At 46.6% G+C, this 21998-nt stretch carries 12 protein-coding genes; 7 read left to right on the top strand and 5 right to left on the bottom strand.

All coding sequences use genetic code 11. The annotated features are described in order from the left end of the window. Nucleotides 1-61: 61 nt before the first annotated feature. From HB364_RS01055 to HB364_RS01035, 5 genes are all read right to left on the bottom strand, one after another. On the bottom strand, nt 62-1267 hold the full coding sequence (locus tag HB364_RS01055) for a glycosyltransferase (RefSeq protein ID WP_167286045.1): 1206 nt from the start codon (nt 1265-1267) through the stop codon (nt 62-64). A gap of 33 nt (nt 1268-1300) precedes the next feature. Next, nucleotides 1301-2206 carry a glycosyltransferase family 2 protein gene (locus HB364_RS01050; protein WP_167286044.1) on the bottom strand — a complete coding sequence of 302 codons (906 nt, stop codon included), beginning with the start codon at nt 2204-2206 and terminating at the stop codon, nt 1301-1303. 98 nt (nt 2207-2304) lie between these two features. Beyond that, nucleotides 2305-3471 (bottom strand): sugar transferase, encoded by a 1167-nt coding sequence (locus HB364_RS01045; protein WP_208419829.1) that lies wholly within the window; start codon nt 3469-3471, stop codon nt 2305-2307. A gap of 40 nt (nt 3472-3511) precedes the next feature. Further along, entirely contained in the window at nt 3512-3916 is a 405-nt protein-coding gene (locus tag HB364_RS01040; RefSeq protein ID WP_167286043.1) for a response regulator, read from the bottom strand. A 411-nt stretch (nt 3917-4327) separates the two neighbouring features. Continuing rightward, on the bottom strand, nt 4328-5527 hold the full coding sequence (locus HB364_RS01035) for a glycosyltransferase family 2 protein (protein WP_208419828.1): 1200 nt from the start codon (nt 5525-5527) through the stop codon (nt 4328-4330). Between the two features lie 352 nt (nt 5528-5879). Between HB364_RS01035 and HB364_RS01030 the strand changes: the two genes are divergently transcribed. The 7 genes from HB364_RS01030 to HB364_RS01000 all read left to right on the top strand — a co-directional run bounded on the left by HB364_RS01030 (nt 5880) and on the right by HB364_RS01000 (nt 21855). Next, complete coding sequence (locus tag HB364_RS01030) at nt 5880-13040, top strand: fibronectin type III domain-containing protein (RefSeq protein WP_167286042.1); 7161 nt, start codon at nt 5880-5882, stop codon at nt 13038-13040. 174 nt (nt 13041-13214) lie between these two features. Then, on the top strand, nt 13215-15428 hold the full coding sequence (locus HB364_RS01025; protein WP_167286041.1) for an exopolysaccharide transport family protein: 2214 nt from the start codon (nt 13215-13217) through the stop codon (nt 15426-15428). A gap of 22 nt (nt 15429-15450) precedes the next feature. Then, on the top strand, nt 15451-16593 hold the full coding sequence (locus HB364_RS01020; protein ID WP_167286040.1) for an acyltransferase family protein: 1143 nt from the start codon (nt 15451-15453) through the stop codon (nt 16591-16593). A gap of 132 nt (nt 16594-16725) precedes the next feature. Then, nucleotides 16726-18228: an O-antigen ligase family protein gene (locus tag HB364_RS01015; RefSeq protein ID WP_167286039.1), complete on the top strand. Its 1503-nt coding sequence runs from the start codon at nt 16726-16728 to the stop codon at nt 18226-18228. Between the two features lie 4 nt (nt 18229-18232). Next, a complete protein-coding gene (locus HB364_RS01010) occupies nt 18233-18955 on the top strand; it encodes a TolC family protein (protein WP_167286038.1) in 723 nt (240 codons plus the stop codon). A 26-nt stretch (nt 18956-18981) separates the two neighbouring features. Then, complete coding sequence (locus HB364_RS01005) at nt 18982-20178, top strand: acyltransferase family protein (protein ID WP_167286037.1); 1197 nt, start codon at nt 18982-18984, stop codon at nt 20176-20178. A gap of 72 nt (nt 20179-20250) precedes the next feature. After that, nucleotides 20251-21855, top strand: coding sequence for a hypothetical protein (locus HB364_RS01000; RefSeq protein WP_167286036.1), 1605 nt, complete (start codon nt 20251-20253; stop codon nt 21853-21855). Nucleotides 21856-21998: the final 143 nt, after the last annotated feature.

The following is a 21998-nucleotide window of genomic DNA, read 5'->3' as shown; positions in this document are numbered from 1 at the left end:
ATAGCGTCTATTTCAGCTTGATATATATCAAACTATTCCCAGGGCATGCCCATATCAAACGTTAGTTATCCTGTGTAAACGCCTTGGGCGTATGTACGAACTCCTTACGATCTACATTCATCTTGAAGATACCCCGTATGACAGAAAGGATCAGCAGGGGGATATGGGCAATGGCCTTTGCTGTTTGCAGGGAATAAAAGTTGCCCGGTATAGCGATCACAAAAGTGAGCCCGTACATGGCCGTTAAACCAAACCACCAGGCGTAGGATGGTGACAGAATGGAAAAGCCGGTAAAGTATTCCAGCACAAACAGGGCAAATACCAGGAAGTAGCTGGCCAGGAAGATCAGGCGGGGAGGGGCCAGGTTACAGAACAGCTTATTCCAGTAGTCTTTTGTTTTGGGGATAGGCCCGCCTTTCTTATCGAAGAAGAGACGCAGGTGAATGATCTGTGATTCCAGCCACCGGGTGCGTTGCTTTTCAAATACCTCCTTGCTCGACACCTTTTCATCCAATACATAAGCATCGTCTATAAATTCAATGCAGATCCCGGCCTTCATAATTTCAAAATCCACCTCCCGGTCACAAGCCGGGTTGCCCAGGATACCGGGCTTGTTGTAGATCTCTTTGATCTTATGAAACTCAAAGGCCATACCCGAGCCAATGGTATTGCTGGAGAAACCCAATGCCCGCTGGCCTTTGCGGAAGATCATATTATTGATCTCTTCACTCATGGCATCCAGTATGGCCACCGGCGTATTGCGGTTTTTGGCAATACGGTGGCTTTGCACGGCCCGGAATCCCCGTTGAAAAGCAGCATTCACCTTCTCCAGGCAGCCGGCTTTCATAATATTATCGGCGTCCAGGATAATTGCCACATCATAGGCCGACTCCGGTATCCAGTTCAATAACTTATTCAGGGAGCGTGCTTTTGAGCCAATTTCAAACTGTACTTCCAGTACCTCTACATGGGGGATAGCCCGCAGTTGCGCGATCGTGGCAGGCTGAAGCTGATCGGCAGCAATGTACACCTTGAAATGGCTGGCGGGATAGTCATGCTCTGCAGCTTTGCGGGCAGTGTTCACGATAATATGGTCTTCTTTATAGGAAGGTATCAGTACTGCAATACGTTTTTTGGAAGGGTTGGGCTGGTATGCTTTCGGGCGGTACAGTTTAGCCGCCACCGACGCTATAAAGAAGTACAGCGTATTGATCGCAAAATATATGAACAGGATAAAAAAGAGTATATGTAGAATGTTCTGTATCATAATAATGTTCAATATTCAATGCTCAATGTTCAACTATACCGGTGAATAACTGGATGAGTACAGGTTCCAGGCAGCACCCTTCAAAAAGAACTTCAGATGGGTGAACTGCTTTTTCAACAGGTAGCTGATCGTATTTTTAGGTACTGCAAACAAGCCAAAATAAATTGTAAATACCAATAAAGGGAAAAAACGGGCGTTGCGGCGCATGTATAAAATGCGGTTGCGGGTATGGTAATACACTTTCATGGGGTTGGCCTTACCTACGCTCAGGGATTCTTTGTGGTAAATAACGGCCGGTGCAGTATACCAGATCTTAAATCCGGCCTTCAGTATCCTGGCCGACCAATCCCACTCTTCATAGTACAGGAAGAATTTCTCCGGGAACATGCCCACCTGCTCTATTACTTCCTTTTTTACCAGCATGGCGCAACCATGGGCGCCATAGGTAATGCCGGAAGTATCGTATTGTCCCTTGTCTTCCTCATGTGTGCCAATGCTGGTGGTACGTCCCGTAAAATTATTCATGGGATTGAAACCTGCATATTGTATTACGTTGGGCTGGTCGAAATATTTGATCTTGGGACAGGTAACGCCAATCGAATCGTCTTCATAAAAAGGCTTCAGCAATTCGTCCAGCAGGTTATCTGTAACCACGGTATCATTGTTCACGATAAACATGAAATCGCCTTTGGCCTGGCGCATGCCCCAGTTATTGCCACCGGCAAAACCCAGGTTCTCTTTGCTCAGCAATAAACGGGTATTGGGATAATTACCTGTCTCAATTTTAGGGGTGGGGTCTACAGCAGAAGCCATATCACAAACCAATATCTCGAAATTCCGGTACTTCAGGTTGCGGGTGGAAGCCAGGAAATCGCAGGTGACGTCGGTTTGGTTATAGTTTAAAGTAATGATGGATATGAAAGGCTGGTCCTTTCGCATGTCGGGTTCTTTTTGTGGTAAGCTACTAAAAAATTGCCGGGATGGCTGAGTGAGGAACCTTCCCGGCAGAAAACTAATGAACTATATAAAATATCACATCAGGCATTCGTGCGCTGGATCAGGGCCGATGGTGTATTAGCCATGATCCACAGATCGTACATAAAGCTGAACCTGTCGGCATAATCAATATCCAGGTTAATACGCTCTTCAATTGACATGTCTTCTTTACCTCTTTTCTTGATCTGCCATAATCCGGTCATACCTGCGGGAGCCATAAAACGCTTGGCCCATTCATCGGTAGTCAGGGATGCTGCCTCATACAAGGGTAAAGGCCTGTTACCTACCAGCGACATGTCGCCGATGAGCACATTGACCAGTTGGGGTAATTCATCCAGGCTGGTATTGCGTAAGAAAGCGCCTACTTTGGTAATACGGGGATCATTATTGATCTTAAAGAACATAGCGCCTGCTTCACTGGCATTGTACTGGTTCATGTGGGCTAGTTCAGCCACCTTCTTGTCGGCATCTACGGCCATCGTTCTGAACTTATAAAAATCAAAGATCTTATAACCACGTCCGGCGCGTTTGGCAATATAGAAAACAGGGCCTCTTGATTCCAGCCTGATGGCCAGGGCAACCAGTAAGAATATCGGGGTCAACGCCAGCAACAACAGGCCGGCTATCAGCATGTCGAAGGCTCTTTTAAGAACAGGGCTGGCAGGAGAGGTTACCTGAAGGTTGGTTTCCATGACGCGGCTGTTCAGCTCATTGACAAATTTGTGCTTCAGCTTCTTCAGGAAACTTACTTTCCGCAGCAGGCGCTGGCGGTTATAGTCCTGTAAAAAGATGATGTCGTCCACAAAACTGTAATTCTTGAAGCGTTCAATTTCTGCAGGTGTGGCGTTGGTAGCTTCCACTACCACGGGAACCGGTGTAAGCCCTTTGTGCATCAGCAGGAACAGGTGCAGGTCGCGCAACTGCTCAATGCCAATAGGGGCTTCAACAATAATGATATCGGGGAGGCTAATATTTTTTGAATTGTTCAGCAGGCGCCTGAGCATGGATTTGGCATTGCTTACAGACTCCGCCGCATAACCACTTTCGAACACGTTGATCAGACTACTGATATTATCAGCCTTTTTACCAATATAGAAGAATTCCAGCTTCTGCTGCTCTGTTGTAGGGGAGGCAGTCTGGGCATTGATGGTAAAATGCTTATAAACTCTCTTTGTTGCCTTTTCGCCTTGTAAAAATGTTAGTTCCATAAAGTAAGGTTATGAGATTTAAAAACTCAGGTATTACGAATTAACTGGCATGTGCCACAATGGCTGGCGACACCCTGGTATCATTGATAATCCGTTGTACCGCATTAATGAGGTCAACCGGATTAAAGGGTTTGGTAAAATTTGCTACCACGCCAAACTCTGCGCATTTGGCATCTACCTGTGCTTTGTCGAGCGACGAGATAACCATTACTGGTATATCGCGGTAAATACCGCTCGAGGTAAGCTGTTCTATCAGTTCCCAATCCTGCATATCTGGAAGCTGGGCATCTGTAATAATCAGGTCGGGCAGATTTCTTTTAGATAGCCAATACATAGCTGAACATCCATCAGAAGCCGTTACCACCGTGTAATCTTTGCCGAGTACAGTTTGCAACAAAAAACGTATTGCCTTACTGTCATCAATTGCGAGTATTTGCTTTTTCATGCAGGGAATAAGTTAAGCTTTAGAAAAATTCGCAATTTTTCAACAGGCATGTTGTTGGACTAACATGGCTTACATGGGTATTGAACAATCTAATTTAACAGGCAAGCCGTACGGAATGATCGTATCAGGCTTTACAGGATGGTATGTGGATTATCTGATGTGAAATCAGGTTACAGGGGAATTTCAAGGATTCGTGGGATCGAGAATAAGCTGCTATCATTTCATTTTGGCCTTATCGCCGTTTCCAAAAGGATAGTTGAACTAAGAGGTGGAGTGGTTTACTTTCGCCGGTAAAAGTAATAACAAAAATTAATAAACCAAATTTCCGCGCTTATTATATTTTTATTATATGGCAAAAGTCCACTTTTGCTATTAAACTACAAATACCCATTACGTGGTATTTTATAGTGATCAGGCTATCTTCTGCCGGGCAGCCTTTTCCCACAATACGGTTTGTTTATTCCGCAGGAAGCGACTGAAGCCGATAAATACCGAGAGATTCATAAAAAGGAAATAAAACGGAATATACACGGCTTTCAGGCGGATATTACGGCTGGCATAGATCCAGCCCGTGATACCCATTATATAAAATAATAGCTGTCCAGCCAGCACCACCTGGTAAAAGATACCGCCCCCCAGCCCCACAATGAGCAGGTTACTGATGAGCAACAGTACCAGGGCTACCGGGCAGGCCGTCCAGCGCAGGATGCGGTGGGAAATGAACTGGAATGAGGCCACCGGGTATTTGAACACGTTAAAGAGCTCTTTCAACAAGACCATGGCCTGGAAGGCGCCCGCACAAATCCGCACTTTACGTTTCATCTCATCCCTGATACTGGCCGAGGGTGCTTCGGCAGCATAGGCATTGGGCTCATAGCGAACTACATATCCATTGATCACCAGCTTTAAAGACTGCACGAAATCCTCGATAATGGTCCCTTCCGGTGCTTGTTCAAACAATGATTTCCGTACAGAGAATAATTCACCTGCGGCTCCCACGGTCGTGTATAAGGCAGAATCCAGCCTTTTGAGGAAGGATTCATATTTCCAGTACAAGCCTTCTCCCGCCGCTGCCGCAGCATCTTTTCCCTGCTGCATGATCTTTTTTTCACCGGCCACGCCCCCCACTTTGGGATTTTCATAATGTTTTACGATCTCCCGTACACAATCTTTATTTAATAGGGTATTGGCATCGCAAAAAATAACAAGAGGCGCCTGAACATGCTGAATGGCCCGGTTCATGGCCGCTACTTTACCCCTGCGCTCGGGCTGGTGTAATAATAATATGCCAGGGTGCCGGCTGATAATCGCGGGCGTGTTATCGCTGGATCCATCCGTGATGAAAATCAGCTCCAGCTTGTCTTTCGGATAATCCAGCGCCAGGGTGTTCTCTATTTTTTGTAGAATAAAATCCTCTTCATTATACGCCGCTACTACCAGCGCTACCGCCGGCCAGGCTGGCTCCGGCTTCCCGGTTTCCGGTTCCCGGCTCTTGCTGCTGAATACCGATTTAATGCGTAGAATGATCCACAGCAGGATACCATAACCTATATAACTATAGAAGATGATAAACAGGCTGGCCCAAAAAATAATGTTGATTGTATATATCACGCAAATGAAGATAAGATGGATTCCCGGCGCAATATTATTCTGTTTTTTTTAAATCGCCCCTTGACCTTTGTCAAAAATACCCGGAAGTGGTTATTGGATTGAATATCTTAGTTAAATAATTTCGCTTTTTAGAAAAGATTGTTACTTTTGCCCCATCTCCAATAAGCCTCCCTCCAAATATCCCATAGAATACCTCTCTGCTGTTTACCTCATTATTCTTAGACAAAACCATCCTTGAGTCATCTCCAATATGCCTCCTTTGCTGTAACAAGTCCGGGAATCATATCCTCATTTAAAGCCGTTCATCAGGTTTTACACGAACTCGATTTAACGTTTTTAACCATAGCGTATTATGAAGCGAATACTACTTCTTACCACAACAAGTATGTTGTTTTGTGTTGCCATGTTGCAGGCACAGAACGTTTTTAATCCGGCAGATCCCATCGTTCGATGGAACTCATCTGCGGCTCTGGGAACGGCAGCTAATCCTAACCCCAACATTGCAGGATTGCAAAAATGGGTGAGTGTTGCATCCAATGGGATCAGCACCGGTAACGGCGCCTGGGATAATAGTTCCTACAAGGCCTACTTCATCAACCTCGGACAAGGGATGAGTTTCCGGTTGAAATTCCCTAAAAGCTATTCGAATCCCGATAGCGCCAGCAAAAAATACCCCGTCATGTTATTTTTTCATGGCGCCGGTGAGCCAGGCTGTAATTCTAACGGAAACATTTACAACAATGAACGCCAATTGGCGCATGGTGGAAAGACCTTCCGTGACCGGGTAGACAATGGTTCTTACGATGGGTTTCTGTTCTATCCCCAGATCGCTACAAATGGCAACTCCTGCTCCAGCAACTGGGGCGTGGCTCCTTATACGCCCTGGTATAACCTTGTTTTAAGAGTAATAGATTCGCTGGCTAAATATTCACGGTTGGATATTGACAGGGTATTGGTAGACGGTTTGTCCAATGGTGGCGCTACTGCCTGGTCCATCACTTCTGTTTATCCACAGCGCATAGCCGCTGCCGCTCCTTCTGCTGCGGCTACCGGCGCTACCAATTTTAATGATTTCGTACACATTCCCATCTGGTTTGCCAGCGGTGGCAAAGACAGTAATCCTACACCCGGTTTTTCCATAGGTGTATATAACGCTTTAAAGGCTGTAGGTTCGGCTGTAAAGTATACGCTGTATCCCGATCTTGGCCATAGCGTATGGAACCAACACTGGGCTGAAGCCGGTTTTATAGATTTCATGAATACGGCGCATAAAGCCAACCCCCTTATATTCTTCCAGCGCAATGAATTTTGCCCCGATTCTCCCATCAATGTGAAGCTGGGTATTACGGCAGGATTTACCAACTATGAGTGGCAAAAAGACGGTGTTACCATCGCTACCACCACCAACAATTCACATACTATTATTGATGGTACTTCTATCATAAGCTATACCGGTAATGAAATTACCGTTAGGTCATTTGGTACCTACCGTGTGCGCTTCAAAAGAAGTAATGCCGGCGATTGGTCTGTCTGGTCTCCGATACCGGCTGTGATCAGCTCCAAACCTATCACCCAGACACCCGACATACAGGTGGATGGTATGAGAAGTAAAGTGCTGCCTGCTCCTGATGGAAGCACTTCTGTTCCGCTGAAATTACCGGAAGGTTATGTCTCTTACCAATGGCTGCAGGGCGCTACCACAGTAGGCACGGAAAGTACCTATGTTGCACAAACAGGGACCTATACTGCCAAAGTGATGGAACAATTCGGTTGTGGCGCGTTGCCTTCTGCTGCCTTTACAGTGATCCATGCAGATGGTTTGCCCAAACCCGAGCCGGCCAAGAATCTTTCTGCCGCTGCTGTTTCCCTGACGAGCATCCGTCTCGACTGGAGTGATAATCCCAATGCCGGTGAAAATGAAACAGGCTTTGAGATCTATCGCAGTACCAATCCTGGTGGTCCTTACCAGTTAGTGACCATCACACCGGCCAATACGATTACTTATACCAATACCGGTCTTGCCTCTAATACACAGTATTATTATATAGTACGTGCTGTAGGGGCTTCCGGTGCTGCTGTTGTGAGCGATGAAGCAGGCGCTAAAACAGCCGTAGACAATACAGGTCCCACTGCTCCTTCTAACCTGAAACTGCTGAATGCGTTCACTACTTATCTGAACGTACAGTGGACAGGCTCTACCGATGATGTAGGTGTTGATAAATATGACATCTTTATTAACGGTGTTAAGACCTATACTACTACACAAACAACCTTTACTATTGCCAACCTGGATAGCGGACAGCTTTATACCATCCATGTTAAAGCCCGTGATGCTGTTGGTAATTATTCCGCACCCAGTAACCAGGTCACTGTTTCTACGAAACTCGCAGTGAATGGTCTTACCTATAAATATTTCGAAGGCACCTGGAGCACGTTGCCGAACTTCCAAAACCTGACCCCTGTTAAATCGGGTACGATCAGCAACGTCAATGTATCGCCCAGGAACCGCACGGACAATTTTGGTTTCCTTTGGGAAGGTTATATCGACATACCCACTACAGCCAACTATACATTTGAGGTTTGTTCCGACGATGGCAGCAAACTGTACATCGACAATGGGTATGCCTTCAGCAATACAGCGCTGATCAGCCATGATGGCGTACATGCCAACACCTGCAAAACCGCCAGCATTAACCTTACTGCTGGTAAGCATGCCATTGCCCTGGCATACTTTGATGGTACCGGAGGTGATGCGGTATCCTGGAGCTGGCAAAACAATGCCGGACTGGCCAAACAGGCTATTCCCAACAGTGCCTTGTCTACCACAGAATTCATAACACCCACTATTATTGCTCCGTCCAACCTGGTAGCAACAGGAGTTGCTCATAACAAGATCAACCTTACCTGGACTGATAACAGTAACAACGAGGCTGGTTTTGAGATCCTGCGTTCAGCTACGCCGGCCGGCACCTATACCCAGGTGGCCACTGTAACAGGTACTTCTTATACCGACTCTGGTCTGGTAGCCAATACCAAATATTATTATAAGATAAGAGCGATAGGTCTTAGCGGTGAGTCTGTATATGCCAGCAACATCGTAGAAGTGAACTGGAAAGTCAATAACAACGGTGGCGACAGTAACGGCAGCGGTAGCCGCACCCTTACACTCACCGGTGCTACTTATAGCAATGCTTCTCCCAAAGAAGGTTCACATTCATTGAACCTGAGCGGCAGTAGCCAGTACGCTACTGTTAACAACAGTAATAACGGTGGTTTCCCCAGCGATGGCGGTTATTCCCAACGTACGGTAGCCATGTGGATCAATCCTACTTCTACTTCCAACAGGAAAGTGATCTTCGACTTTGGCAACAGCACCAATGGTCTGGCCCTGCGCTTTAACAATGGTGATCTGGAAGCTGGCATTGCCAGCAATAGCACCCGGTCAGTGGCTACCCTGGAGAATTTTGCCAGCGATGCCAACTGGATCAGCGGCAACTGGAATCATGTGGCTGTTGTATACAATGTAAATTCATTAAAGCTGTTCCTGAACGGTGTAGAAGTGGCTGCTAACAATGACCTGGGCGGTATTACCAGTGTGGTAGCTGCTGCTTCCAATAATGCCCGTATCGGTTATTCCGGTTCCAGCAACAGCGATGTGGCCTTTAACCAGGCCGCTACCAGTAGCGATTATTTTGCCGGTAAGATTGATGATATCTACATCTTCAACAGTGCTATGGTGGCTGAAGAGATCAACCACCTGAAGAACTTTACTTTTGCTCCTTCCAGTGCAGCTACCCAGGTTACACCGGCAGCGCCTACAGCTCCTTCCGGACTGGCTGCAACCCCAGTGTCTCCCACTACGGTAGATCTTACCTGGAATGACAATTCTGCTACTGAAACAGGATTTGAAATCTGGAGGTCTCCGACCGACAACAGCAATTACCGTGTAGTGGCGACTGTACCTGCAGGTGCTACCACTTTCTCCGACACTACACTGTTTGCCAATGTTACCTATTATTATAAGGTACGGGCTACCGGATTGGCTAATCCTTCTGCTTATAGCAACGAAATAACCGTGGTGACCCCCAATACGGCCCCTGTTTTTGTAACCTTCGAAGACTTTACCATCAAGCACGGTACTGTACATACCCTTACTGTACATGCCAATGATCCTGATGGGGATGCACTGAGCTTCAGCACAGAGAACCTGCCTTATTTTGCTACACTGCAAAATCAGACCAATGGTGGTGTTGATATCGTGTCTGCTCCATCTATAGCCGATCAGGGTGCTTATGCGATCACCGTATATGTTACTGATGCCTTTGGTGGAAAGGATACGATCGTGTATAACATGGTTGTTAATAACAACAGCCTGCCTAATATCAACGCCATTGCCGACGTAAATATGAATGAAGGCGAGGCCCGCAGTCTTGCGCTCGTAGCCAATGACGCAGATGGTAACAGCTCCATCGTATGGACTGTGGTAGATAAGCCTTCTTTTGCTACGCTGGTTGACAGTGGCAATGGCCGCGCTTCTATTTCCCTGCAGCCCAACCTCGCTTCCAGTGGTACTTATGCCATGACGGTAAGAACGGATGATGGAAACGGCGGCTGGAGCAACAAGACATTTACCATCATTGTAAATGAGAATGATCCCAATGAAACCATCCAGGTGAATATGAAGTATTACACCGGTGGCGTTGCAGGATGGAATGATGTGGAAACTGCATCCGGTAACTTCAACATGAGTAACCTCAAGAATACCAAGGGTGTTACCACCACTGTAAGTGTTAGTAAGCTGAGTGGTACCTTCGGTGCTTCTGATGCCGGTGTACTGGGTGGCGGCGTATACCCCAACAACGTAATGAAAGATGGTATCTTCTGGGGCTTCTCCTGGCAGGGTGGTGCTGCTGTGGATACACTGCGTATCCTTGTGAGCGGACTGGATGTAGCCAAGAAGTATAACTTCATCTTCATGGGTAGCAACAACTGTACTTTCTGCGGTTTAACGGCTACTTCCACTACTACCTATAAGATCGGTAACGAATCTGTGGCTATTCCTTACTTCATGAATGCCACTATTACCGATACGATCTACCAGGTACAGCCCGCCGCCAATGGTGATGTGATCATTACCATGATCGGCGATCCTAATCCTGGTGTAGGTGGTGTGCTGAACGCCTTCGTTATGGACGCACAATTCGACGACGGTACTACACCGGCCAAACCAGCTAACCTGGTGGCTGAAGCCGAAGCAGGCGTAGGTGTGCACCTCAACTGGACCGATAAGGCTTACAACGAGTATTCTTATAAAGTGTACCGCGCAACAAGCCAGGAAGGCCCTTATACCTTGCTGAATACACTTGGTGTTGATGCAAATACCTATACGGACGAGGCTGTACTGCCATTCACACAGTACTATTATTATGTGGCTGGTTCCAACAACCACGGCCTGGGTACTACCAGCGACACGGTAGCCATTACGACCGCCAACAATAAGCCCGTTATTGCAGGTCTGGTGGCCAGCATTGCTATGAAGACAGATGCTAATAGCCAGGATGACTTCACTGTAACCGATACACCGGGTGATGTGGTAACGGTTTCTATCGTGAACCAGCCTTCTTATCTTACGCTGCAATCACTGGGTGGTAATAACTACAGGATCATTGCTGCACCGACAGCCAGCGACCTGGGCAACGCTACCTTTACCGTGAAGGCGGTGGATGATAAAGGCGCTGAGGTGACCAGTGAGGTTACCATCGCAGTGACCGATAAGAACACCCGTTCTGTATATATCAACGTAGGTAACTATGGTGATGCGGCACCGGCTCCGTGGAACAATATCAACGCCTACGGTAACAACGGTACTACGCTGAACAACCTGAAAGATGAAAACAATGCCACTACACCATTCAGCTTCCAGTTGATAGGCGGATGGGCTGGTATTTCACCGATCGGTCATGAAACCGGCAATAACTCCGGTGTATATCCTGATATAGTACTGAAGAGCGGCTGGTGGCATAATAATGGCGATACCAAGCAAATAGTCTTTAGTGGTCTGGATAACAGCAAACGTTATAATGTGATCGTTGTTGGTTCACAAAACGAAGGCCTGGATGCATCTGCCCGCTACGTTTCCGGTAGCTCCAGCGATACACTCAATGCCCGTTACAATACGAACCAGACAGCCAACCTCAATAACCTCACGCCGGTTGCTGGTGTGATCACGGTAGATATGACCAAGCTCAGCAGTGCTACCTATATGTTCTTCACAGCGGTTCAACTGGAAGAATTCGCTCCAGGTCTTAACCTCAACCCGGTTAACCTGTATGTAGAGCCTAAGGACAGGAATGCTGCTATCCTGAGCTGGTCTGACAGGACAAACAATGAAGACGCAGTTGGCGGATTCCAGTTACAGCGCGCCACAGATGCAGCTTTTGCTAATGTGACCACTGTTGATCTGCCTGCCAATACAACTACTTACACCAGCACGGGTCTTACACCCAATACCAAATACTGGTACCGTGTACGTGCGAAAGTAGGCGGTGTATATACCGACTGGAGCAATGTTGGCAAGACCATTACACCGATGGCTATTACTTATGTGAACTTCAACTTCGCTACAGAGTACAACGCACCGGCGCCCTGGTACAACCTGGCCACATTGCCCACCGACTTCTATACGTTCAATAACCTGCCCAACCAGTCTAACCAACCAAGTGGCATGAGCCTGAGCATCACGAAGGTGATGAACGGTGACAATAACTTTGGTGTGATCACTGGTAACAATTCAGGTTTTGCTCCGGATGTGGTATTACAGTCCAACTTCTGGATCGACAATACCCAGCAATCTCAAATGAAGCTCAGTGGCCTGAATATGGCTAAGCGTTACAGGATCGGGTTCTTCAACAGTATGAGCACCAACGGATGGTTTGCCGGTAACTATACCTGTACCTATACCATCAATGGTCGCACTGTTTACCTGAACTCCTGGATGAACTCTACCAAGATCGTGTACATTGGTGATGTACAGTCCGATTCAAATGGTGAGTTATTACTGGACTTCTCTACTACTGAAACAGCGGTTTACGGCTTCAACGGTGGTATCATTGTTCAGGCATACGATGACGTTCCGGAAGGTGGTACTGTACTGAATGGCGGTCTGACCAAGCCCGGCGAAATGACCGGCACCGTTACCGAAGAGGCTGCTGCCCGTACAACGGCACAGGCTACCCAGGAAGTAACAGAAGGACGTATGTATCCCAATCCGTTCATTGACCAGGTAAACCTTGATTTCAATAACACTGCTGCCGACAATAACGTTAGCGTAGATGTTTATGACCTCAGCGGAAAGCTGGTATTCAGAAAAGCCTTTGGCAAACTGGCGGCAGGGTACAATACCCTCCGCGTAAATACAGGAAGTGCCAATCTGAACACTGGTATCTACATGGTAACTTTGAATGTAAATGGTAAACCGGTACAGGTAAGTAAAATGATAAAGGCTAATCAATAAGCCTTGCTTATAACGAAGGTGAGCCATTCCGGAAGCGGGATGGCTCGCCTTTATCCAATCAGGGCCAGACCCTGAAAAAAAGACCTAGCTTATCAAAATCCGGGAAACCATTATGGTCTCCCGGTTTTTTTTGGTACTTTTTCACCTCGAAACACACAAAAAAAAGAACCCTTTATGGACCTGTTGTATTTATTGTACTCGCTCCTGCGTAAGAAATGGATCATTGCTGGCTGTACAGTATTGGGGCTGGTAGCAGGTTTTGTATTTACGCTCTTTCAACCCAAAAGCTATGCGTCCTATGCCCAGTATTCTACCGGCTTCACCATGGAGCAGAAGGTCAGTATCAAAGAAGAGGCCGGCCTCAACTTCTATGAAATAGATCTACGCTTTAATAACGTAATTGAAACTTTCAGGTCACCCAAAGTAATGAGCATGCTTTCCTATAAAGTACTGCTGCATGACCTGGAAGACCTGAAGCCTTTCCGCAGCCTCAATGATGAACAAAAGAAGAGCAATGTATATGCATTGACCAATATGGACCATGCCAAACAGCTTTTGCGCCGTAAGATTGCCGGCATGGAACTCCTGAGCCCTTTTGACCCCGAAGAAAAGAAAGTATTTGATCTCATGTACCTGTATGGGTATGCGCCTGAATACCTGCAGGGATATCTCACCATTTTCCGGGCCGAACGTACCGACTATCTCGTGATCCATTGTAAGTCGGAAAATCCTGAATTATCTGCTTTTATCGCCAATACCATCGGTCAGCAATTCATCCGCTTCTTTAACGTGATCTATGGATTACGTAACCAGGAGTCGGCTGCCAGGCTCGACAGTGTGGCCAGCGCCAAAAAGAGAAACGTAGACAGCCTTACTGAATCGCTGAAGGCATTCAGGGAAAGGATCGGTACGCCCAACGTAGCCGACAGAGCCTCCGCCGCCATGACCGTAGTACAGGGCGTAACCAGCAATTACCAACAGGAACAGGCCAAGCTCAATAATTTAAAGGGTGAGCTGCGGTCGGTTGTATCGCAATTAAATGACCTGAATAGCCAAGGTACCGGCAGTAGTATTGTTAATAACAATGCTGCCATAATGGCCCTGAATAAAGAGAACCAGAACCTGGAGATAGAAAAGAATGGTAAATCAGATGAGGAGATCAGGAAGCTGCAGGACCGTATTGATGCCAATGTAAAGAAGATCAGGGATTATACAAATTCGGGAGGCACCCTTACCGATCGTCAGCAACGGCAGAACAGGACACAGGTGCGCCAGGAAGACCTGATAGCCCGCAAAACGGACCTGGAGGAACAGATACTGGCAGCAGAAGGGAACGTGGCATTATTCCGCAAGCAAAAAGAAGATTATGAAGTCATCACCAAAACAGGCGGCGGCGACCAGGTAATCCTCGATGCCATGGAGCGCGACCTGCGCATCGCTTCACAGGAATATGAACAATTGAAGAGAAGTTTACAATCTTCACTGGACCTCGATATTAACCCGCAGAATAACTTTAAGCAGATCCTGGTGGCGCAACCTGCCTTTCAGCCGGAACCATCACGCCGCTCACTCATATTGGGTTTGTGCGGTATGCTTACCTTATTCCTGTCTTCTTTCATCATCATAGCGCTGGAATTCTTTGATTCTTCTTTCAAAACACCGTCTATCTTCCAGCGTGCGACCAAGCTGCCTTTACTCAGCTCGCTCAACAAACTGAACCTGAAGAAAAAGCCTTTACAGGAGTATTTTAAGGAAACAGACCTGAGCAGGGAAGGAGAGGGTGCCCTGTTCGTTGAAAACCTGCGTAAATTAAGGTATGAGCTGACCAGCTCTGGTAAAAAGATCTTCCTGGTTACCAGCACCAAACCCAAAGAAGGTAAAACCACCATCATTGAGGCATTGGCCAATAGCTTTAGCCTTACCAGGAAAAAAGTGCTGCTGATCGATGCCAATTTTTCCAATAATACTTTAACGCAGAAGTTTGGCGCCAAGCCCACCCTGGAGCAGTTCAGCTTCACCGGCCAGGGCAATGTGATGGATAAGTTCTGGAGTACTACCAGCATGACTACCATTCCCAATACGGACCTGGTAGGGTGCACTGAAAATAATCATACCCCCTCAGAAATATTGCCTAAAAGCAACCTGTTGGAAAACCTGCCTAAAATTGCAGAGAACTATGACTTTGTTTTTGTGGAAGGAGCCGCATTGAATAACCATGCAGACAGTAAAGAGCTTTCTGCCTGGGTAGATGGCATCATAGCTATCTTTTCGGCTAAATCTTCTCTCGGACAAGTTGATAAAGACTCTATCCAGTATCTGAAGAGTACCGGCGGAAAATTCGTTGGTACGGTGTTGAACAATGTGGAAGCCAATAATATGGATTTGTAGTTCTTAAACCTTATACCGTGTCATGTTCAATTATTTATTTAATGCACAAACAATTTTAAACAGGAGCCGCTATCCCTGGATAGATTATGCCCGTGGGATTACTATTCTATTGGTCGTTTACCGGCATGTATTTGAAGGGCTTGGTAATGTGGGCGAAGGTTCCGGAAGCTTTGAATGGCTAAAGTATTTCAACATTTTCTTCTTTAGCTTCCGTATGCCCTTATTCTTTATCGTATCGGGCATCTTCATAGGGAGCAGCCTTATGCGTAAAGGGATTGGTGATTATATTGGAAACAGGTTCCAGACCATTTTCTATCCCTTGCTCGTATGGGGCAGTATCCAGGTTTCCCTGCAACTCCTGTTTGCAGGCTATGCCAATGCTGTGCGCGAGCCGATGGATTACCTGAACCTGATCATTGATCCCCGTAAGATTGAACAATTCTGGTACCTGAATGCTTTGTTCTTTGTAAGCGTCTTATACGCACTGGTGCATTGGTATGGCAAGATAAAGCCCTGGCAGCAGGTCATACTCGGGATGATCTTGTATGCCATAGCAGGATATTGTCATATCAATCATATCCAGATTGGCTTTTTGATTGATGTACTGTTCTTTTACCTGTTTTTTGCTGTTGGGCACGCATTTTCAGATTTGGTGCTGAATACCAAAAATCACAAGTACCTTACTTCCTGGCGCACCACCATCATTGCCCTGCCGGTATTTGTATTCCTGCAACACTATTTCACTTATCTGAACCTCCGGCACCAGGATGATTATTATGTGCAATACCAGCAACCGGCCATTTTCGCTTTTACCGCCCTTGCCGGTGGCGCTTTTGTGATACAGGTATCATTTCTGCTCCAACAGCTTAATATTATGCGTTTTTTGCGCGTAATTGGCTACCATTCACTGTACATCTATGTAATGCACCTCATGTTAACGGCTGCTACCAGGAATGTGATGGTGAACTTACTGGATATACAGGACATTCCTGTGCTGATGATTACCAGTGTGATCATAGGGATCATTTTGCCAATTATATTGTATAATATCGCAGAACATTTAGGCGCCTGGTGGCTATTCTCTTTAAAGAAACCGGCTACCATTACCGAAAAGAAACCAAAAGATAAAGAACGGCCTGATAATAGTGTGGTCGTAAGTAATTAAAATCCGGCATGACAATGGAGAACGAACAAAATAAATACAAAGCCTTCGAGATCATCAGCACCCTGTTTGCTATTGCATTCTGCGCAGGTATGTTTGTAAAGTTCCTGTTCTTTTAGACCTATGGTAAAAAATGTGCTACATAAGACGGCTGCAGCCCTACGTTCCTGGTTGCACCACCATTTCCTTGACAGGAAAATGGCTACTTCCCTGGGAGTGGCTATATTGGGCTTCTTAGCGATCGGTATGTCCTACCTCACTGTACTGGTAGATTCCAAGCTCAGTATCGGTATTGTGGTGGGAGTAGGTGGTATCCTTACCTTCCTGCTGTGTATCGTATATCCCTTTATAGGCTTTTATCTTACGTATGTAATTTCCTTGTTCCTCTCATTGCCCATGCGGCTGTTGAGCAATGATGCCATTATACCAACCGGGCTTATTCCCGAATATCTTTCTTACCTCGCCCTGCTCGGCGTTATTACCCGGCAGGAGTATAAAAAAGAAATTACCAGCAAATTCTGGAGCCATGCCATTACCATATGGACCATGATCCTGCTTGCTTATTTTCTTTTACAGGTCGTAAACCCTTCCATGAACAGCAAGATCGGCTGGTTCAATTTCTTCCGGAAGCAGGTGAGCTTTGCCGCTTTCTATTACATGAGCTATTGCTTTTTTAACTCGAAGAAGGCTATACAAACCTTTATGAAGTTCTGGATCATCCTGACCACCATAGAGGCCCTGTATGCCTGTAAGCAACAGTGGATTGGATTATTTGGGTTTGAGCATCGCTGGCTCATGTCCGATCCTGAACGGGTGGCCTTGTTCATCAATGGTGGGTTTATACGCCGTTTTGGATTGTTGTCCGACCCCGCCTCAGCAGGCATCCTGTATGCTTCTTCCTGTGTGCTCATCCTGGCGCTGGCCCTGCAGGCCAAAAACACGCGGGACCGTTTATTGTATTACTTCCTCACCATTATACATTTCATGGCTTCCAGCTACTCAGGTACGCGTACTGCTACCCTGATGATAGTGGCTTCCATCGTATTTTATTGTGTGCTTACCCTGTATGAGCGAAGGACCCTCATTGTTTCGGGCGTCTTTGCTTTTATGTTCACGGCGCTCATGGTGGCGCCGGTGTACGATAACATGGTCATCAACCGGTTACGTTCCACCTTCGAAGGTTCCAAAGATCCTTCGGCCCTGGTACGCGACCTGAACCGTAAACTGGTACAGCCTTATGTATACAGCCATCCCATTGGAGGAGGATTAATGACGGCCGGTGTGGTTGGACAACGTTACAATCCTGGCCATTACCTGTCGCTAATCCCGCCCGACAGCGCCTATATGGCCACCATGATGGAACAAGGGCCTATTGGCCTTGCCTTTTTGTTGATCTTTTATTTTGTGATCCTGCGCACGGGCATCCGGTATTTTTACCGCGTAAGGGATCCTGATAACAAAGCGCTGTATGTGGCCAACCTTGTTTCCGTATTTAGCTGGATGGTGGCGCAGTTTTCGCAGCTCGCTATCGGCCAATACCCCGGAGTGTTGTACTTTTATTCCGCATTGGCCATATTTTTGAAATTACATTTATACGATTCAGCAAACGCTGATGCAAACAATCAACATGAACCTTAAGACCATGAACAGAATAATCGCCGGAACCTGCTTACTGATACTGGCCACCGTCACCGTACAGGCCCAGCAACCTACTGGCCGTAATGTGTCTACTTACCATGCCAACCTGGATACCAGCCGTATAACGGATATCCGGGAAAGACTGGTGCAACTGGCCCTGCAAAACCCCGAATTTGAGATTGCCGACCGCAATGTAAACGTGTCTACTTACCAGTTACGCAGGGCCAAAGGCAGTTGGCTGAACGTTATCGCGGCCACGGCCAACGTGAATCAATATACCATTGAGAAAGGCACGGCCCCCAGCGACCAGGCTACCCTGTACCCGAAATACAACCTCAGCCTCAATTTGCCACTGGACTTTTTTATCCAGCGTGCCAATGAGGTGAAGGTCGCCCGGGAAAACCAGTACATCGCCGTTGCACAAAAGAACCAACGTTACCGGGAGATCAGGAAACAGGTACTTTCCAAGTATGAGGATTACCTGATGCACAAGGAAAAGCTCGATCTCCAAACCCGTATGACGCAATCCGAATACACGGAATACAAGCTGGCGGAGAAAGATTTTTCCGATGGGCTTATCACGCCTGAAGTATTTAAGAAAGCGGAGAATGCCTACTACCAACAGCAAATGCTTAAGCTGGACTATCAGCGCAACTTCAGTGTAGCCAGGCTGGAACTGGAGCAAATGATCGGCGTAAGCATTGATGATGTGCTGGGGAGGAAGTAAATGACGGATATTCAAAAAATCGATAAATGACCTTAATCCAAGCCAGTACGATCCCCATACCTCCGGCAACACCTGTTGCCAAAGCAAAGGTATTCTTTCCCAATCTTGATGGATTGCGGTTCATCTCTTTTTTGGTGGTGTTCCTGCACCATTGTTACCTGTCGTTCTTCAGTTATCTCCAGACTTCAGCACCCACTGCTTTTAAGATCCAGTCTTTTTTATTCAAATATGGTACCCTGGGCGTTAATTTCTTCTTTGTGCTCAGCGGATTTCTGATTACCTACCTGCTCATCAGGGAAAAAGAGGTAACGGGTACCATCCATATCGGCAACTTCTATGTTCGCCGTATCCTGCGTATCTGGCCCCTGTACTTCCTTTGCCTGCTCATTGGCTTCGTAGGATTTGCCATGCTCAAAAAAATGAGTGGTGAGCTACCGCAGGAAAGCGCCAATCCCTGGTACTATATTTTTCTTATCGGCAATTTTGACTATATGCATACCTGGCCGGTGAAGCCTGATGCCATCCTGTTGTCGGTGTTGTGGTCGGTATGCGTGGAAGAACAGTTTTACCTCGCCTGGCCGCTTATTCTCAAATTTGTACCGGTAAGGTTCTACAAATACATCTTTGGGACCATCATTCTGTTGTCACTTATATTCCGGTCATTTTATACCGGCAATACGGAAGCTGATCATGCTGTTCGTTACTTCCATACTTTTTCGCTCATTGGTGATATGGCACTGGGCGCCCTGCTGGCCTGGCTGGTGTCCTTTCCCAACAAATTCAAAGACTTTATTACCCATCTCAGTAAGCCTGCTATTGTCTTTATTTACATCGGCGCTTTGTGCGTAACCCTGGGTAAGGAATTCGTTTTCCCTTATGGTATTCCCATCATTTTTGAGCGACTGGTGATCGGTATCTTTTTCGCCCTCATTATTGCCGAGCAGAACTTTGCCCATAACTCCCTGTTTAAAATGAGCCGGTTTAAGCTCGTTAGCAAACTGGGCACCTATACCTATGGATTATATTGCCTGCACCTGCTCGGTATGTATGCGGCTGTAAAGGTGGTCGTAAAACTAGGCTGGCAGGAGGATAAACTATGGGTAGCGGCAGCTTCGGCTGTTATCGGGCTGTTGCTTTCCATTGCCATCAGTATTGCCGCTTACCATTTATTCGAGAAATGGTTTTTGAAATGGAAGGATAAATTCGCTTTCATTACCAAATAATGCAATGTATATTGTGGCCCGAAAGCTAACAGCTAAAGGCTGACAAGCCAATAGCTCACTTAAACCGTATTAATGAATCGGCGTCCGAAAGTTCCGGAGCAACTGTTTGTTTTTGCCGGATCACTTATATTCTTCCTGTGTACATTGGCGGCCAACTTTTCAGGTCCCCATGACTCCATTGGTTACCTGAATGGCATCATCACCAATAAAGATCCTTTTCATCCGCATCACCTGCTATACCATTTTATTGCGCATTACTGGCTCGTTTTCAGCCAGGCCCTGTTGCCCGGTGTTAAGGACTATTACCTGGTAGAGATTTTTACTGCCCTGTGGGGGAGTGGTACCATGGTAGTAGTATATAATTTTTTCCGGAACCGCTTTCGCATACCGGTATGGCAGTCGGTCATAAGCCTCACCGTTATTGCCTTTTCCTTCGGCCCCTGGTTCTACAGCGTCAATATTGAAGTATATGCGCCGCCGATATTTCTTTTGCTACTGGCCCTGTATATCCTTACCAGGGAAAACTGGCAGAAGGGCGATGTGTGGAAGGTGGCTTTGCTGCATGTGCTGGCCATTCTCTTTCACCAGGTACATGCCTTATTCACGGTAGTAATACTGTATAAACTATGGCAGCAACGCAAAAACGTTCCATTCCTGCCATCTTTGCTGCAATATGCGCTAACAGGTATTGTGCTGGTAGGTGGTACCTATTTCCTGATAGGGTGGGTACTGGAGGGACACAATAGCCTCACCCAATGGACCAACTGGCTGGAAGGATATGCACAACAGGAAGCACACTGGAAGCCTCTTAACAGTAAAACGCCTTTACTGGTTGCCACGGGGTATTCGCATGCTTTTATCGGCGGTCATTTTGTGTTTCGCCTCCCTCCTGTAGAAAAATATTTAAGCAGATCCCTGTCTACCCATTCCCTGGGTGATGAAATGTACCTGGCCCGTCATATATCCCATTCCCTGGCCGTTTTCCTGACCTTCCTTTGTGTGGTATTGGGCATTATCATGCTATGGCTGGTCATCCGTTTCGTCCGGCGGTATAAAACCATCAGCACTGCAGCAGGTAAGGTGGTTACGCCCCTGATGATTGCGGGCATTATCTATTCCGCCTTTTTTACCTTCTGGATGCCGGAAATCCTGGAATTCTGGATATTCCAGGTTGTACTGGTATGGCTGCTGCTGCTGGGCGCTCTTCAATATGGGGGGCAGGGCCTGCCGCCTTTTAAAGGATGGGGGCCTGTAAAACCTGTGTTCATTGTGGCTGCTATCAGTCTTATGTTATTCACAATCAATTTCTTTGGAAGTGTTCGGTGGATGCAGGACCTCAATAACGACCAGTACTACACCAAAATACAACAAGTAAAAGCAGCCGCCCGTAAGGATAAGGACATCATACTCCTGCAGGATGCCTGGCAACTTAAAGACTTCTTCCGCTATTTTACCGATATACCCGTATATGAAGCCCCTGCTGTTGATTCCCTAAAACCGGCTATTGACAAAGCTGTAAACGATTGCCTGGGCAATGGGGGCCGCGTGTACATCTATACGGAAGCTACCCATTACCAGCCGCAAGGCACCGTGTACATTGATTCCCTGCTTAAAATATATGAGCCGCGCAAAAAAGTACTTCCCGATGCCCAGGCTAAGATCATGGTCATAGAATAATTAGAATTTGAGGCAGATTATGTTAATGATTGTGATTTGCTTATTTTAGGGTGTATTTTTGCTGGAGTTGATTTCCCATACATCCAATCATCTTCCTGCCAAACCAGGCTTTATCCTAACCTTTTTTATCGTATCGTTTAATG

Origin of the sequence: Paraflavitalea devenefica (assembly GCF_011759375.1) — a bacterium.
GTDB lineage: Bacteria > Bacteroidota > Bacteroidia > Chitinophagales > Chitinophagaceae > Paraflavitalea > Paraflavitalea devenefica.
Note: the sequence above shows the minus strand (reverse complement) of the source record. Positions and strands in the feature narration are given on the sequence as shown.